The following is a 13,419-nucleotide window of genomic DNA, read 5'->3' as shown; positions in this document are numbered from 1 at the left end:
GCGCAAGGGCGGGGCGACGGCGTCCAGCGCGATGGCGCTGGCGGGCGGCTTCAGGCGAGCCGCCCTTTGACTTGCTGCGACAGCGCGGTCATGTCGGCGCGGCCGGCCAGCGATTGCTTGAGCAGGGCCATGACCTTGCCCATGGCCGGAGCGCCGGTGACGCCCTGGGCGGCCACGTCGGCCAAGGCGGCGTCGATGGCGGCGGCCACTTCTTCAGGCGTGGCGGCCTGCGGCAGGAATTCCTGCAGCACGACCAATTCGGCCTTTTCCTGTTCTGCCGTTTCGGTGCGGCCGGCCTGCTCGAACGCGGCGATGGATTCGCGGCGTTGCTTGACCTGCTTTTCGATGATGGCGGTGATTTCGGCGTCGGTCAGGTCGCGGCGCTCGTCCACTTCTTTCTGCTTCACCGCGGCCAGCAGGAAGCGCAGGGTGGCAAGGCGTTCGCTCGCCTTGGCGCGCATGGCGTCCTTGACGGCGTCGGACAGGCGGGTCTTGAGCGTAGCGGAGCTCATGGGGGAACCTTTGTGTGGTGTTGCGGCAAAGCGGAAGTTTAACCGGCCCGGGCCAAGGGCGGGTGGCAGTCATCCGCGTCGGTGCGCCCCGCAGCGCAGCCGCGGGCTGGGCGTCGGCCCCGGGGCCCGGGCAAGGGTCACTTCACGTTGGTCAGATCGCCGCGCAGGGCGACGCCCGCCACGGTGGCGCCGGCATGGCACTCGTAGTTGATCTTGTTGCTGTATTCGTTCTTGCGGTAGTAGCTAACGATATTGGTGACCGCATTGGCGCCGGCCTTCTTGGCGGCTTCGTGCAGGGCGATCACGGCCGACTGGGCGACCCACAGGCACGCTTCGTCGTCGGACTTGCCGACGGCGTTGGTCTTGCGGTTGGTGACCACGCCAGCTTCCACGACGCGGCCTTTGGGGCCGGTGCCGGCCAGGTAGAACTTGACGCTGCCGTCGATCTTGCCACCGGCCAGCGCGGCGTCAACGGCCGCTTCCAGGGGCTGGTAGACCGAGGTGTCCCGGGCGAGCACGGGGGCCGAGCAGGCCAGCGACAGGGCCAGGGCGCCAAACAGCTTATGGGAGACGTTCATGGGTTGCGTTCCAGGTGACAGGTTGAGGGAAGGGTTCAAGGCCAGCGGCGGAAAATCAGCGACGTATTGATGCCGCCGAAGGCGAAGTTGTTGTTCATGACGTATTCGTGGCTCATGCGGCGGCCTTCGCGCAGATAGTCCAGGTCGCCACAGCGCGGGTCGACGTTCTGAAGGTTGAGCGTGGGTGCATACCAGTCGCCGCGCATCATTTCGATGCTGAACCAGGACTCCAGCACGCCGCAGGCGCCCAGGGTGTGGCCCAGGTAGCTCTTCTGCGAGCTGATCGGCATGCGCGCGCCGAACAGGCTGTGGGTGGCCTGGGTTTCGGCGATGTCGCCCTGCTCGGTGGCGGTGCCGTGGCCGTTGACATAGCCGATGGCGTCGGGCGCCAGGCCGGCGTCGGCCAGCGCCATTTCCATCGCGATGCGCATCGTGCGGGCTTCGGGCCGGGTGATGTGGGTGCCGTCGGAATTGCTGCCGAAGCCGACGATTTCCGCGTAGATCGTGGCGCCGCGGGCCTGGGCGTGTTCCAGCGATTCCAGCACCAGCATGCCGCCGCCTTCGCCGATGACCAGGCCGTCGCGGTCACGGTCGTAGGGGCGCGGGGTCAGTTCAGGCGTGTCGTTCTTCTGGCTGGTGGCGTACAGGGCGTCGAAGACCAGCGCTTCGCTGGGACACAATTCTTCGGCGCCGCCAGCCAGCATCAGGTCTTGGCGGCCGTAGCGGATGGCCTCGAAGGCATAGCCGATGCCCTGGCTGCCCGAGGTGCAGGCGCTGGACGTCGGGATGATGCGGCCTTTCAGTTCAAAGAAGATACCGACGTTGGCCGCGGTGGTGTGCGGCATCATGCGCACGTAGGAATTGGCGTTCAAGTCGTCGGTGACGCCGTTCAGCAGCATGTTGCCGAAGGCGCGGATTTCGGCGGTGCTGCCCACCGACGAGCCGCAGGCCACGCCCATGCGGCCATCGGCGATGATCGGGTCGCCCAGGAGGCCGGCGCCGTCCAGCGCCAGTTCGGCGGCGCGCACGCTCAGCTGCGACACACGGCCCATGCTGCGCAGTTGCTTGCGCGTCCAGTGGGCGGGCACCTGGAAGTCGTCGATGGGGCCGCCCAGGCGGGTGTTCAGTTCGGTGTAGCGTGACCAGTCGGGCATGACCCGGATGGCGCTGCGGCCGGCCTGGAACGCCTGCTGGATGGTGGCCCAGTCGGACCCCAGCGCGCTGATGCCGGCCATGCCGGTGATGACGACGCGTTTCATCAGCAAAGACCTCCGTTGACGGCGATGACCTGGCGCGTGATGTAGGCGGCGCCCGGCGACATCAGGAATGCGACCGTGGCCGCGACTTCTTCGGGGCGGCCCATGCGCTGGGCGGGAATGGCTTTCAGGATTTCATCGACGGGCACGTGCTCGTCGATCATGTCGGTGTCGATCAGGCCGGGGGCCACGCAATTGACGGTGATCTGGCGTTTGGCCAGTTCCACGGCCAGGGCCTTGGCGGCGCCGATCAGGCCGGCCTTGGACGCGCTGTAGTTGACCTGGCCGCGGTTGCCGACCAGGCCCGAGACCGATGCCATGCAGACCACCCGGCCGGGGGCGCGGCGGCGGATCATGGGCATCGCCAGTGGGCTGAGCACGTTGTAGAAGCCGTCCAGGTTGGTGCGCAGCACCTGGTCCCAGTCGTCGCCGGTCAGGGCGGGAAAGGCGCCGTCGCGGGTCAGGCCGGCGTTGAGCACGACGCCGTAGTAGGCGCCGTGGGTGTCGACATCGGCCTGCAGCACGGCGGCGCACTGGGCGCGGTCGGCGACGTCGAACCGCAGCACGCGCGCCTGGCGGCCGCGGGCGGCGACTTCAGCCTGCACGGCTTCTGCCTGGGCGCGTTGCTGGCGGCAGTGCAGTACCAGGTCGTGGCCGGCGTCGGCCAGGGCCAACGCGATGGCGCGGCCGATGCCGCGGCTGGAGCCGGTGACGAGAATGGGGGCGGCGCTCATTGGGGCGAATCTTCCTGGATGAAAACGTTGGGGTCCTTGGGCTGGTAGACGTTCAGCCGGGCGGCCGCCAGCAGGCGGTCGCCGTCGCGCAGTTCGCATTCGAAGACGCTCATGCCGCTGTCGTCGATGAACCCGCGCTTGACGGGAATGGTGAGCATGGCGCCGGCCGGCAGGCTGTCGGCGTGGCAATCGTAGCGGCGCGTGCCCAGCAGAAAGCCGAGCTTGACGTCGGTGCCGGCCAGCCGCGCCTGGCAGCCGGCCCAGGCGCCCACGGCCTGGGCCATGAGTTCCAGGCCCAGCCACGGCGGCAGCGAACCGTCGGGCAGCGAGTAGGGGCCGGGCTTGACGACCGTGCGCGCGGTGAGGCTGTCGGCGTCGTGCGTCAGCACCTCGTCGATCATGATCATGTTGCCCGCGTGCGGCAGCAGGCTGGCGATGGGCCAGGCGGTCATGATGGCATCCCCAGGATCAGGCTGGCATTGTTGCCGCCGAAGGCGAACGAGTTGCTCATGGCCACGCGCGGCCGGCCCGGCGCATAGCGGTGCTGCGTGGTGGAGAAGTCCAGCGCGGGCAGGGCCGGATCGGGCTGGCCGTCCCACACGTGGGGCAGCAGCCGGCCGTCGGCGTTGGCCGGCGCCAGGGTGATCCAGGCCAGCGCCGCTTCAAGCGCGCCGGCGGCGCCCAGCGCGTGGCCGGTCAGGGGTTTGGTCGAGGCGCACGGCACGCCTTGCGCAAACAGTGCGTGCACCGCCAGGCTTTCCATGGCGTCGTTGTGCTGCGTGCCGGTGCCGTGCAGGTTGACCCAGCCGATGTCGGCGGGCGCCAGGTCGGCGGACCGCAGGGCGGCGCGCATGGCCTGCAGCGCGCCGGCGCCGGTGGGTTCGGGCGCAGACATGTGCCAGGCGTCGGAACTGGCGCCGCCGCCCAGCAGGGCTACCGCGTCATCGCCAGCGGGTTCGCGCTGCATCAGGAACAGCACGCCGGCCTCGCCGATGTTGATGCCGCGGCGGTTGGCCGAGAACGGTAGGCACAGGGCTTCGTCCACCGCTTCCAGGGTGGCGAAGCCATTGATGGTCAGGCGGCACAGCGTGTCGGCGCCGCCGCAGACCACGGCGTCGGCCAGGCCCAGGGCCAGCAGGCGCCGCGCGGAAAGCAAGGCGCGGGCGCTGGAGGTGCAGGCGGTGGACAGCGTGTAGGCCGGGCCGGTGGCGCCCAGCCATTCGGCCAGGAACGAGGCGGGCGCAGACAGCGCCTGGCGCCGGTAGTCGTAGCTGGCGGGCCAGGCACCCTCGGCCGCCAGGGGGCGGAACGCGGGCGCGTTGTCATTGACGCCCGACGTGCTGGTGCCCAGCACCACGGCGACCCGGTGCGCGCCGTGGCGGGCCACCGCAGCGCGCAGCGGGGCTTCGATCTGGCGGGCCGCGGCCAGCAGCAACTGGTTGTTGCGGCTGTGGTGATGCGCCGCAAAGGTGTCGGGGATGGCGGGCAGCGGCGTGGCGCAGGCGCCCAGTGTGAGTTCTCGGCCGGCGACCCAGCCGGCCTGGCGGCGCATGCCGCCGGTGTCGCCTGCCAGGGCGGCGCGTGCCACGGTCTCGATGCCGGCGCCCAGCGCGCAGACCACGCCCGGGGTGTTCAACCAGGTGTTCATGGCTGCTCCTTCAGCGGCGCGACGTGCCAGGTGCTGCCGTCGGCATCGCGGATATCGAGTTCGCCCGCGGCCGCGCCTTGCGGCCAGCGTACGGTCCAGCGCGCCTGGCCGCGTTGCAGCAGCTCGCGCTGCGCTGCGCCGTCGGCCGCCTGGCTGGCGCGCCAGCTGCCAGCGCCGTAAGCGGCGTCCAGGTCGGCTTCGGGCGTCCAGGCGAACACCAGGGCGGCAAACAGGTCGCGCGCTTGGGCGTTGGGCCGCAGGAAGCCGTCGTTGCGCCAGCGGCCGTCTTCGAGCATCTGGCGCGCCTGCGGCACGCCCATGGGGTCGAACAGCGACCAGCGTGTGGCGCCGGCCTCGCGCTGCACCACCAGCAGCGTGTCCTGCACGGGCTGGCCGGGGCGCGACTGCACCACGTGCAGCTGGCGCGGCAGGTCGAACGGCGCCAGCCGGGCAGGCACCGGCGGCGCCCCGGCGCACCCGGCCAGCAGCGCCAGGGCCAGCGCGGCAGCGGCCGTGTGGCGGATGGCGCGCGGCAGTGGCGGGAACGGGAAGAAAGCGGGCGTCATGGGCGGGTCAGGCGGGTACCGGTTCGGCGCCGGGCGCGCGGCACAGTTCGCTCAGCATGCGCAGGCGGCGCTGCGGGCTGGCCACGAACGGGTTGGTCTGGTCCCAGGCGTAGCCGGCCAGGATCGAACTGATCATGCGGCGGATCTCGGGTTGGGCGTTTTCATAGAAGACCACATCCTGGAATTCGCCGCTGTACCAGCCTTGCACGTAGGCGCGGAAGGTCTCGACGCCGACCATCAGCGGGTCGGCGAAATCGGCCTGCCAGTCGACGGTGTCGCCGCCCAGCTGGCGGTGCAGGGCGTCGGCGGCCAGCTTGGACGAGCGCAGCGCGATGGTGACGCCGGACGAGAACACGGGGTCCAGGAATTCGGCGGCGTTGCCCAGCAGGGCGAAGCCTTCGCCGTGCAGCCGGGTGACGCTGGCGGAATAGCCGCCAATGGTGTTGGCGGGCGTGTCCCACACGGCGTTGCGCAGCACCCGCTTCAGGTTGGGGGCGGCGTCGGCCATGGCGCGCAGGGTGGTCATCAGGTCTTGGTCGGGGCCGCCGAACAGGTCCTGTCCGCCCACCACGCCGAACGAGCAGCGGCCGTTCGAGAACGGTATCAGCCAATACCAGATGCCGCTCTGTTCGGGGTGCACGCTGATGAGAATCTTGTCGCGGTCAAAACCGGGGTCGTCGATGCGGTCTTCGATGTGGGTAAAGATGGCCTTGCGCGGCGGCATCGACGACGGCCGTTCCAGATCGAGCAGACGCGCCAGCACGCGGCCGTAGCCGCTGGCGTCCAGCACGAACCGGCTGCGCACCTGGTATTGGCTGCCATCGGCGCCGCGCACGTCCAGGAGCGGGCCGTCGCCCGAGAAATCGGCGGCGGTCATTTCCTGCTGGTAGCGCACTTCTACACCCTGGCGCGCGGCGTCGTCGGCCAGCACCTTGTCGAACTGGGCGCGCTGTACCTGGAAGGTGGTGCCGGGGCCGGCAGTGAACTTGTCGCGGAAATCAAAGTAGGTATAGCGTTCACCGCGGGCGAAGGCGGCGCCGTTCTTGACCTGGAAGCCGGCCGCCTGTACGGCCGGCATCATGCCGGCTTCTTCGATGAATTCCAGGCAGTGGGCCAGCAGGCTTTCGCCGATGGAAAAGCGCGGAAACTGCTGGCGTTCGAGCACCAAGACGTCATGTCCCTGGCGCTTGAGCAGCGCGGCGGCCACCGCCCCGGCGGGGCCTGCCCCGATGACAACCACTTCCCGATGTTCCATGCCGGCTGTTTCCTTGAAGAGACGTTAGAAAGAATGACGGTGTCAGGCCTTGGCCACGGGCCGCACCCATGGCGCCCACAGCAGCGAAAAGCCCACGCCCAGCGCCACCGCCATGCCGAAGTTGGCGATGGCGGGGGTGCTGCTGACGGCCAGCAGGCCGAACGACAGCAAGGTGGTCAGGGCGCCCAGGACGATGCCCACCAGGCTGGCCGCCGCACCGGCGACCCGCTCGTACATGAAGATGGCGTAGTCCACGCCGATGGCCGACACCAGCAGCAGCCCGAACAGGCTGAACAGCGTGAGCGGCTGGCCCAGGTAGCCCAGCGCGGCCAGGCTGCACGCGGTGGCGGCCAGCGGCACGGTGAGAATGCGCCAGGCGGCCGCGCGGCCCAACGTCAGGCACAGCAGCAGCGCCGCTACGGCGTACGACAGCAGCTTGAGTTCGGCTGCCTCGATGCGGGTGGCGGTGAACATGCGGTTCAGCTCGCCACTGCGGTCCACCAGCGTGACGCCGGGCGTGGATTGGGCGATGGCGGCCAGGGCCGCCGGGTCGCGCAGCCCCAGCAGCGTGACCATGCCGGCGGCTTCGCTATCCCGCTGGCCCAGCCACAGCGGGCGCCAGCGTTCACCGACCTGGCCCTGCATGGCAGCGTCCAGCGTGACGGGCGGCAGGGCCGCCAGCGATTGAAGTTCCTGTCGGATGACGTCGAACGGCACGCCGATGTCGGTCAGCGGTTGCCAGGCCTGGGGCTGGTCGGCCAGCCGGTTCAGCGCAGCCGCGGCGGCCTGCTGGTCGGCCATGGGCGCCACGCGCTGGCTGAGGGCGTTGTAGGCCTGCAGGCCGCCGGCAGCGACCAGCGTATCCAGTTGCCGCGCGATCTGCGCTTGCCGGCGCAGCAGTTCGTCCGGGTCTTGGGCGCGCACCAGGAAGAACTGGCTGGTGGGCATGAAACCGGTGATTTCGCCGATCTGGCGCGCCTGCTGCAACAGCGGCGCGGGCAGGGCAAGCCATTGGCGCAAGTCGTCCTGGATGTTCAGGCGGCCGATGCCGCCGGCGGTGGTGGCGGCCAGCAGCAGGGCGCCGGCCCACAGCACGCCGCGGCGGCCGGCCAGGCGTTCGCGTGCGGCCAGTGCCGCCTGCGCCACCCGCAGCAGCGGCGGCCACGGGCGGGGGCGGAAGTTGCGCAGCCAGGCGGGCAGTTGGCATACGGTGCAGGCATAGGCGCCCAGCAAGCCGGCGGCGGAAAACACCGCGGTCTGGGTCAGGGCGGGAAAGGGCGTGAACGCCAGTGCGACGTAGCCCACCAGGCTGGCCGCCAGGCTGATGGTCAGGCCCGGCAGCACGCGGTGCAGCGCGGGCCAGGCGCGCCAGTCGGGCATACCGTAGCTCTTGCCCAGCCAGTGCATCGGAAAATCGACCGCCACGCCGATCAGGCTGGCGCCGATCACCAGGGTCAGCACGTGGATCGAACCGAACACGGCCACGCAGGCCACCGTGCCGGAGATCAGGCCGACGACCACGGGCGCCAGCGCCAGCAGCGCCTGCCAGCGGCGCAGCGCCAGCAGCAGCACCAGCACGATGCCGGCAACCGCAATGCCGCCGATCCAGCTGCTTTCGGCCACGGCCTGGGCGCGCCCGGCCGCGGCGTACAGCGCGCCGCCGGCCACCAGCAGGTCGGCGCCGGTGGCGGCCAGCGCCTGGCGGTCTTGCGCGATCTGCGCGGCGATGCGCGCGGGGGCATTGCTGTCGAAGGCGTCTTCGCGCGTGGTGGCGCGTACCAGCACCCAGGCGCGGCCGGCATGCTCGGCCAGCAGCGTGCCGGTGGCTACGTCATACTGCACCGCGCCGCCCGGGCGCAGCGCCTGTTCGCCCAGCCGGGTCAGGCCGAGCAGGTCCTGGTTGACCGGCACGGCGCTGGACGACGCAAAGGGGTCGACCAGTTCGCGCGCGCGGCGTTGGGCAAAGGCAGGGGTGTCTTGCAGCAACTGCAGGCGCTGCGCGGCGGACAGCAGGGCCAGGCGGTTGGCCAGCAGGATCGTACGCAGTTCGGGCAGGTCCACGTCGACGTCGACCATCGCGGATTCGAACAGGCCGCTTTGCTGCCAGCGCTGGGCCAGCAGTCGTGCCGGGGCAGCGCTGTCGCCGCCCGCAGGGGCCGCCACCAGCGCCACCAGTTGGCGGCTGAGGGGTTCCTGGATGCGGGCTTCGGCCAGTTGACGGGTGGCGTCGGCCTGCGCCTGCGGCACCAGTTCCATCAGGTTGGCGGACACGGGCCAGCCGTTGCGGCACTGCCATGCGCCCAGGCACAGCAGCAGCAACAGCCCCAGCTTGAACAGCCGCGGCAGCCAGCGTTCAAAGGCCGAAGGCACGTTGCTCCTCGGGCGTCAGCGCATCGGCCGCCACGGCGTCGGTCATCTGCAGCACGCTGCGGTCGCCTTGCACTTCACGCAGTTCGATGCGGTCGACCAGCTTGCCGCCGTTGATCTGGATATTCTCGAATATCTGGCGCAGCAGCACCGAGCGCGGCAGCAGCATCAGCTGCCAGGCGTTGGCGTCGCCGGTGAGCGTCAGGTCGAAGTTCTCGCGCAGGCCGCTGGTGTCGCCAGCCAGCACTGACAGGAACAGGCGGTTTTCACGACCGGCGCCGGTATGCTGCGGCAACGCCTGCCAGGCGCCGTCGGGGCCGCGGCGCGCGATGCCGTCGGCGCTGATGCGCAAGTCCTGCGCGATGGGGCTGCGCAGCAGCCACAGCAGCCCGCGGCCGTTGGCCAGGGTGAAGTCGCCGCGGCTGGTCAGCGGCTGGGGCAGCGAGCGCAGGAATTTCTGCTGCACGAAATGGCCGCGCACGATGGGGGTGGCGCGCAGTTGCTGCTGCAGATCATCCAGTGTGAAGGCGTGGGCGGCCCAGGGCAGCATGGCCAGCGCGACGCACAGCAGCAAGCGCTGCACGATGCGGCCGGGCAGTTTGGGTAGCCAATTCGGCAACCCCCGCGGCCACAAGCGATCCGGCAGCCCGGTCGACAAACGGTTCGGCTGGCGGTTCAGCCCGTGATGCGGCAGCGCGTTCGGGTAGCGATTCATGCGGCGTGCTCCGAGGCATTGCTTTCAAGTTTGCGCCGCACCGCATCCACCAGGGCGGCAGGCGAGGCCAGCTGCATCTCGCGGGTCTGCATGCAGACGGCCACCTGCACGGAGCTGGCCCGGGTCAGGCGCTGGCCGGTCGTGGTTTCGCAGATGAGATAGTTGATCTTCAAGCGGTTTTCCCATTCGACCAGCTCGGCGCGCACCACCAGACGCTGGCCGAACTGGGCGGCGTGGGCGTAGCGCAGCTGCAGGTCGATGACCGGCCACACGTAGCCGCTGGCGCGCATGGCGTCATAGCCATAGCCCAGGCTGTCGAGCAGTTCGCAGCGGGCTTCTTCCAGGTATTTGACGTAATGGCCGTGCCAGACGACGTTGATCGAATCGACGTCGTAGAAAGGCACCCGGATCTCGACTTGCGCGCCCAGGGCGCCGCGTTTACGCATCGTCTTTCCAGAAAGGGTAGAAGTTGAACCATTGCAGCGGCGCCTGGCGGCAGTGTGCGCCCAGGCGGTCGGCGTAACGCTGCGTCCAGTACGCGATCTGCGGCTGGCGCGTGGCGCGCGTCCATTCGATGCCGTCGCTCAAGCGTTCCATGGCCACGCGGTAGCGCGCGCCGTGGCGGGTGCAGAACAACAGATTGACCGGGCAGCGCAGCAGGCCGGCCAGCAGCCAGGGGCCCTGCGGCAGCAGCGCGGCGCTGCCCAGCAGGTCGACCTGGGTCGTGCGGTCGCCGGCCAACGGCACGCGATCGCCGGCAATGGCCAGCCATTCGCCGCGATCCAGGCGCTGGGCCAGGTCGAGCATGACGCCCGCATCCAGTTCGCTGACCTGGATCATGCGCAGGCCGCCGCCGGCTTCGTCGAGCAGCCGGCCGAAATGCACGGCGTGCTTGGTGTGCACCAGCACGTTCAGTTTGAGCAGGCCGGATTTTTCGGCCAGTGCGCGGCACACCTCAAGATTGCCCAGGTGCGAACCCACCAGGATCTGGCCGCGCCCCACGCCCATCTGCGCATGCAGGGCGTCGGGGTCGATGATGTCCAGGTCGGCCAGCGTGATCTTGCCCTGCCATACGTCCAGCTTGTCCAGCAGCGCCTGGGCAAATGCCAGGTATTGACGGTAGACGGGCAAGGGCCGGGGCAGCGGCGTGGCCAGGCCGCCGGCCGCGGCCAGCCGGCGCTGGTAGGCGGTGATGGCGCGGCGCGCGCGCGGACCGAACGCATAGAAATACAGCACCACCAGCCACACCACCGGCGCCACGGCGCGGCGGCCGATGTTGCGCGCGGCCCAGGCTGTCAGGCGCATCAGCAGGGGGCTGCCGCGTTCGGATTGGTCAGCCCAGTGGGGATCGGCGGCCGTCATGTGCGTACGCCTTTGGCCAGCCGGCGAAGCAGCAGCGCGGGCGAGCGCGCCAGCATGCCGAAGAACAGGCGGGCGTGCATGCGGCTGATCAGGACGTTGTCGCGCAGCGCCTTGAAATGCGACACCCCGTCTTCGGGGTAGACCACGCGCGTGGGCAGCCAGGCCATGGGCAGGCCGCGCCAATGCAGCCGCACCAGGATGGCGATGTCGAAGTCCATGCGCCGGCCGACCTGCGCGCCGTCGATGACCTGCAGCACGGCGTCCAGCGGATAGACGCGGAAACCGCACATGGCGTCGGGAATATCGAGCGACAGGGTATTGATCCAGACCCACACGCGGGTCAGCCAGCGGCCGTACAGGCGGCTGCGCGGCACATCGTCGCCATACACCGGGGCGCCGCAGATGACGGCTTGCGGCTGGTTGCGCGAGGCCTGCGCGAAGGCGGCGGTGTCTGTCAGGGCATGCTGGCCGTCGGCGTCGACCTGCAGTGCGTGGCTGTAGCCCAGGCGGCGCGCTGCGCGCAGGCCGTCTTGTACGGCGGCGCCCTTGCCGCCGTTCTCTGGACGGCGCACCAGGTGCGTGTCCGGCCCGGTTGCCAGGGCGTCCAGCACCGCGGCGCAATCAGGCGCCGAGCCGTCGTCCACCAGCACGCAAGGCAGGCCCAGCGCTGCCAGTTGCGCGTGCACGGCGGCCACGGTGGCGCCATGGTTGTACACGGGGATGACCGCGCAGAGCTTATGCGGCGTCATGGCAGCTTCCGTGCAGCACGCGGCCTGACGAGCAGGGGGCGCCGTCCAGCGTGTAGGCGAAATACAGCTTCTGCTTGCCGGCATCCCAGCGCAGGGCGAGTTCGGCGACGTCGCCGGGGCGCAGCAAGCGCTGGAATTTCAGGGCTTCCATGCCGGCGAAACGCAGCCTGGGTTGCAGGTCGCGCTGCGTCAGCGACAGGGCCCAGGTGATCTGCGCCACGCCGGGCACCACGGGGGCGGTCGGGAAGTGCCCGCTGAAGTAGGCCAGGTCGCAGGGAATCTCGACGCGGTAGCGGCGTTCGTCGGCGCTGTCGGCGGGGTGGCTGTCGGCCATGGGATGCAGCGGGCGCTCGCCCGCCGCGGCATCGAAATCCGCCTGCGGCATCTTGCCCTGCGCATTCCAGGGCAGTTGGCGCAGCAGCCGCCAACTGCGGGGTATTGCCAGCGAATCGACGTTTGCCGCCAGGTGCAGGCGCAGCGCGTCGACCACGGCGCGGCGTCCCTGGTTGCGCAGCGCGTGCAGGCCGGCTGCGGACAGCGCCACCAGGGCCGTCAGGCGCAGCGCGTCCGTGGGCCGGCCGACGCGGGCCTCGGCCACGAAGGGGTGGTGCGCCAGCGCCTGTTCGATCATGGGCAGCGCGATACGTTTTTCTTCGATCTTGACGATACGGTCCAGGCGCCCCAGCAGCTGAAAGCCGCCAGCGGTGAGGTCCGCGCCGTCGGCGGTCTGTTCGTCGGCGGCCTCGACCCAGGGTGACGCCACGCGCAGCGCGCCTTGGGCATCCAGGCTGATCGCCACGCCGGGCAGCGGCTGCCACGGGGCGGCGCCGCTGCGCCAGGCCACGGCGCCGGTTTCCGAGCTGCCGTAGATCTCGGTGGGACGCAGGCCCAGCTGCTGCTCGATGGCGTCGGAGACGTCGGCGGGCAACGCGCCGCCCGACGAATAGATGCGACCCAGGCGGCCGCGCAACTGGGCCCAGTCCAGCCGGTCACCCAGCCGGCGCAGTAGCGCCGGGCTGGCGATCCAGGTGAACGCCGCGTGGCTCAGGCTGGCCTGTTGCAGGTCTTCGGGGTAGTGGCGCTGGCGGCGGTCGATAAGTCGGCCGGCGCACAGGGGCCACAGCACGCGAAATGGCAGGCCATACATGTGCTGCGCCGACACGCTGCCCAGCACCGGGCCGATGGCTTCGGGCCACTGGCGTTGCAGGGCGTCGACTTCGCGCGCCAGTTGGCCCCAGCTTTTCAGGAGGTGCTTGGGCGTGCCGCTGGAACCGGACGTGCACAGCACCAAGGCCTGCGCCGGGTCCAGCGCGGCGGGCGGCAGGGGCGGCGCGTCTTGCAGCGTGTGCAGGTGCCAGGCCGGGCGGGCGGTGGGCGGCAGATCGGTGTCGGTCAACCAGGCGTCGACACTGGCGTCGAGCAGCGTGCAGGTGGCGGGCCGTGCATCGCCGGGCAGCACGGCGGTGATGCCGGCGCGCCAGCAGGCATACAAGGCGGTGGCCAGCTCGGCCGCGTCATCGAACCAGAGCGCGGCGCGGCCGATAGCGCGGGCCTGCAGCGCACCGGCCACCGTCAGGCATTGCGCGGCGAATGCGGCGCGCGACAGGGGTGGGCCGTCGGCGACTGGCGCGTTGTCGGCGGGCAGCAGCAGATGCGTCAGGGGAATCCAGGCCACCG

General features: G+C 70.3%; 14 protein-coding genes. All 14 read right to left on the bottom strand.

The window, feature by feature from the left end:
• Positions 1 to 50: 50 nt before the first annotated feature.
• Positions 51 to 512: a GatB/YqeY domain-containing protein gene (locus AC3WMR_RS18205; RefSeq protein WP_025135414.1), complete on the bottom strand. Its 462-nt coding sequence runs from the start codon at positions 510 to 512 to the stop codon at positions 51 to 53.
• 137 nt (positions 513 to 649) lie between these two features.
• Positions 650 to 1,090, bottom strand: coding sequence for an excinuclease (locus AC3WMR_RS18200; protein ID WP_492265631.1), 441 nt, complete (start codon positions 1,088 to 1,090; stop codon positions 650 to 652).
• 35 nt (positions 1,091 to 1,125) lie between these two features.
• Positions 1,126 to 2,349, bottom strand: coding sequence for a beta-ketoacyl-ACP synthase (locus AC3WMR_RS18195; protein ID WP_492265630.1), 1,224 nt, complete (start codon positions 2,347 to 2,349; stop codon positions 1,126 to 1,128).
• The gene (gene fabG / locus AC3WMR_RS18190) at positions 2,349 to 3,080 is read right to left on the bottom strand and encodes a 3-oxoacyl-ACP reductase FabG (RefSeq protein ID WP_492265629.1); all 732 of its coding nucleotides are present in this window, start codon (positions 3,078 to 3,080) and stop codon (positions 2,349 to 2,351) included. The genes AC3WMR_RS18195 and fabG overlap by 1 nt, the downstream gene beginning before the upstream one ends.
• Positions 3,077 to 3,532 (bottom strand): hotdog family protein, encoded by a 456-nt coding sequence (locus AC3WMR_RS18185; RefSeq protein ID WP_492265628.1) that lies wholly within the window; start codon positions 3,530 to 3,532, stop codon positions 3,077 to 3,079. Before AC3WMR_RS18185 ends, fabG begins: the two co-directional genes overlap by 4 nt.
• Positions 3,529 to 4,728 carry a beta-ketoacyl-ACP synthase gene (locus tag AC3WMR_RS18180; RefSeq protein WP_492265627.1) on the bottom strand — a complete coding sequence of 400 codons (1,200 nt, stop codon included), beginning with the start codon at positions 4,726 to 4,728 and terminating at the stop codon, positions 3,529 to 3,531. The genes AC3WMR_RS18185 and AC3WMR_RS18180 overlap by 4 nt, the downstream gene beginning before the upstream one ends.
• Complete coding sequence (locus tag AC3WMR_RS18175; protein ID WP_492265626.1) at positions 4,725 to 5,294, bottom strand: DUF3261 domain-containing protein; 570 nt, start codon at positions 5,292 to 5,294, stop codon at positions 4,725 to 4,727. The genes AC3WMR_RS18180 and AC3WMR_RS18175 overlap by 4 nt, the downstream gene beginning before the upstream one ends.
• A gap of 7 nt (positions 5,295 to 5,301) precedes the next feature.
• On the bottom strand, positions 5,302 to 6,549 hold the full coding sequence (locus tag AC3WMR_RS18170; RefSeq protein ID WP_492265625.1) for an NAD(P)/FAD-dependent oxidoreductase: 1,248 nt from the start codon (positions 6,547 to 6,549) through the stop codon (positions 5,302 to 5,304).
• A 42-nt stretch (positions 6,550 to 6,591) separates the two neighbouring features.
• Positions 6,592 to 8,919: an MMPL family transporter gene (locus AC3WMR_RS18165; protein ID WP_492265624.1), complete on the bottom strand. Its 2,328-nt coding sequence runs from the start codon at positions 8,917 to 8,919 to the stop codon at positions 6,592 to 6,594.
• On the bottom strand, positions 8,903 to 9,631 hold the full coding sequence (locus AC3WMR_RS18160) for an outer membrane lipoprotein carrier protein LolA (protein ID WP_492265623.1): 729 nt from the start codon (positions 9,629 to 9,631) through the stop codon (positions 8,903 to 8,905). The genes AC3WMR_RS18165 and AC3WMR_RS18160 overlap by 17 nt, the downstream gene beginning before the upstream one ends.
• Positions 9,628 to 10,077, bottom strand: a complete 450-nt coding sequence (locus AC3WMR_RS18155) for an acyl-CoA thioesterase (protein ID WP_492265622.1) — start codon at positions 10,075 to 10,077, stop codon at positions 9,628 to 9,630. The genes AC3WMR_RS18160 and AC3WMR_RS18155 overlap by 4 nt, the downstream gene beginning before the upstream one ends.
• A complete protein-coding gene (locus AC3WMR_RS18150; RefSeq protein WP_492265621.1) occupies positions 10,070 to 10,993 on the bottom strand; it encodes a lysophospholipid acyltransferase family protein in 924 nt (307 codons plus the stop codon). The genes AC3WMR_RS18155 and AC3WMR_RS18150 overlap by 8 nt, the downstream gene beginning before the upstream one ends.
• Positions 10,990 to 11,742 (bottom strand): glycosyltransferase family 2 protein, encoded by a 753-nt coding sequence (locus AC3WMR_RS18145; protein WP_492265620.1) that lies wholly within the window; start codon positions 11,740 to 11,742, stop codon positions 10,990 to 10,992. Before AC3WMR_RS18145 ends, AC3WMR_RS18150 begins: the two co-directional genes overlap by 4 nt.
• On the bottom strand, positions 11,729 to 13,417 hold the full coding sequence (locus AC3WMR_RS18140) for an ApeI family dehydratase (RefSeq protein WP_492265619.1): 1,689 nt from the start codon (positions 13,415 to 13,417) through the stop codon (positions 11,729 to 11,731). Before AC3WMR_RS18140 ends, AC3WMR_RS18145 begins: the two co-directional genes overlap by 14 nt.
• Between the last annotated feature and the right edge of the window lie 2 nt (positions 13,418 to 13,419).

The organism is Achromobacter sp. FW305-C-28 (assembly GCF_058783235.1).
The sequence above is the reverse complement of the archived record's forward strand: the minus strand, read 5'-3'. Positions and strand labels throughout refer to the sequence as shown.

Excerpts from the sequence above, each read along its gene's own strand:
- AC3WMR_RS18170 (WP_492265625.1), bottom strand. The coding sequence starts at position 6,549 with ATGGAACATCGGGAAGTGGTTGTCATCGGGGCAGGCCCCGCCGGGGCG.
- AC3WMR_RS18200 (WP_492265631.1), bottom strand. The coding sequence starts at position 1,090 with ATGAACGTCTCCCATAAGCTGTTTGGCGCCCTGGCCCTGTCGCTGGCC.
- AC3WMR_RS18160 (WP_492265623.1), bottom strand. The coding sequence starts at position 9,631 with ATGAATCGCTACCCGAACGCGCTGCCGCATCACGGGCTGAACCGCCAG.
- AC3WMR_RS18150 (WP_492265621.1), bottom strand. The coding sequence starts at position 10,993 with ATGACGGCCGCCGATCCCCACTGGGCTGACCAATCCGAACGCGGCAGC.
- fabG (WP_492265629.1), bottom strand. The coding sequence starts at position 3,080 with ATGAGCGCCGCCCCCATTCTCGTCACCGGCTCCAGCCGCGGCATCGGC.
- AC3WMR_RS18145 (WP_492265620.1), bottom strand. The coding sequence starts at position 11,742 with ATGACGCCGCATAAGCTCTGCGCGGTCATCCCCGTGTACAACCATGGC.
- AC3WMR_RS18175 (WP_492265626.1), bottom strand. The coding sequence starts at position 5,294 with ATGACGCCCGCTTTCTTCCCGTTCCCGCCACTGCCGCGCGCCATCCGC.
- AC3WMR_RS18195 (WP_492265630.1), bottom strand. The coding sequence starts at position 2,349 with ATGAAACGCGTCGTCATCACCGGCATGGCCGGCATCAGCGCGCTGGGG.
- AC3WMR_RS18185 (WP_492265628.1), bottom strand. The coding sequence starts at position 3,532 with ATGACCGCCTGGCCCATCGCCAGCCTGCTGCCGCACGCGGGCAACATG.
- AC3WMR_RS18180 (WP_492265627.1), bottom strand. The coding sequence starts at position 4,728 with ATGAACACCTGGTTGAACACCCCGGGCGTGGTCTGCGCGCTGGGCGCC.
- AC3WMR_RS18205 (WP_025135414.1), bottom strand. The coding sequence starts at position 512 with ATGAGCTCCGCTACGCTCAAGACCCGCCTGTCCGACGCCGTCAAGGAC.
- AC3WMR_RS18155 (WP_492265622.1), bottom strand. The coding sequence starts at position 10,077 with ATGCGTAAACGCGGCGCCCTGGGCGCGCAAGTCGAGATCCGGGTGCCT.